2 protein-coding genes are annotated in these 1,319 nt (G+C 65.0%); one reads left to right on the top strand and one right to left on the bottom strand.

Annotated features, from left to right (window positions below; translation table 11 throughout):
- Positions 1–3: 3 nt before the first annotated feature.
- Positions 4–693 (bottom strand): mechanosensitive ion channel family protein, encoded by a 690-nt coding sequence (locus DBR22_RS02920; RefSeq protein WP_108597707.1) that lies wholly within the window; start codon positions 691–693, stop codon positions 4–6.
- 121 nt (positions 694–814) lie between these two features.
- Here DBR22_RS02920 and DBR22_RS02915 point away from each other — a divergent pair.
- Positions 815–1,319: NAD-dependent epimerase/dehydratase family protein (locus DBR22_RS02915; RefSeq protein WP_375134878.1), on the top strand; the 505-nt coding region annotated here is incomplete at its 3' end.

Genomic DNA, 1,319 nt, shown 5'->3' with positions numbered 1-1,319 from the left:
ACTCTATTCTCCGGCCTTCTGGTCAGTCTTTTTTGCCTCGGTGGGCGGCTCATGCAAGGCAGTCTCGGTTGCAGCGTCAGGGGACTCTGCCGCCGGCACGTAGGTGCCCTGGGAGCGGTTGCCGACCCTCAGGATTTCACCGTTGCGCAGGTACCAGATGGCCCCGTCCTCGGAGCGGACCCGGGTGATGCGCAGGCCCATGGACTCCACGACACCCACAACCTCGCTGGTTTCGATGACATCACCGATTCCGTACTGGTCTTCAATGGTAATGAAGATCCCGGCCAGGAAGTCACGGATCAGCTGCTGGGCACCGAAACCGATGGCTACACCCAGGATTCCCACGCTGGTCAGCAGCGGGGCGATGTTGATGTCGAGGTTCTGCAGCACGTACATGCTGGTGATGACGGCCACGAGCACGCCCACGATGCTGTTGAGCAGGGACCCGATGGTTTCCGCCCGCTGGACCCGGCGCTCATGGTCCAGTGCCCGGATGGCAGGTGCCACCCACTTGAAATGCGCCTTCTTGAAGAAGTTGCTCCCAGAGGCCACCCGCTTGCTGATCCGGGAAATGACAAAGGTTGCCACCAGCCAGATGGCGATACCGACACCCAGGCTGATGACGATTCCGGTGATGCTGATGCCGTCCGGCTCACTGGCGGCGGATGGAAGTATCGACAACATGCTGAACATAGGGGGTGAAACTCCTTGAGGGTCTCCGGCGGCGGCCGGTGGAAGGCATAGTCTGGCGCTCGGGTCACCCCGGCACGCCAGGCTCTGTTCTCTTTCAACCCTAGCGCCGTACCGTGGACCCATGCGCATCCTGATACTCGGTGGAACGGCCTTTCTCTCCTCGGAAATCGCCCGGCAGGCGCTGGCCGCCGGGCACCAGGTCACCTGCCTGGCCCGCGGTTCGGCGGCACAGCCGCCGGCGGGAGTTCAGTGGGTGCAGGCGGACCGTTCACTGGGCGCGAACGCATATGACGGCGCCGCCGGCCTGTGGGACGCCGTTGTTGAGGTGGCCCGGGACACAGTACAGGCCGAGGGTGCGCTGGCTGCCCTCGCAGGGCGGACCGGGCACTGGACGTTGGTCTCGAGCTGTTCCGTTTATGCCGGCCATTCGACGCCGGGAGCCCGTGAGGATGCTGCGCTCCTGCCTCCCCTGCCCGCCGGGAGGGAATCCACGCCGGAAAACTACGGGGAATCGAAGTCGGCCATCGAGCATGCCACCCTGGCGGCGGCCGGGGACAAAGCGCACCTCTGCAGGGCCGGCCTCATCGGCGGTCCCGGCGACACCACGGACCGCTACGGCTACTGGC

It is taken from the genome of Arthrobacter sp. HMWF013, from assembly GCF_003061105.1.
In the GTDB taxonomy this organism is placed as follows: domain Bacteria; phylum Actinomycetota; class Actinomycetes; order Actinomycetales; family Micrococcaceae; genus Arthrobacter.
Note: the sequence above shows the minus strand (reverse complement) of the source record. Positions and strands in the feature narration are given on the sequence as shown.

Coding starts and splice junctions, on each gene's coding strand:
- DBR22_RS02920 (WP_108597707.1), bottom strand. CDS start 693: ATGTTCAGCATGTTGTCGATACTTCCATCCGCCGCCAGTGAGCCGGAC.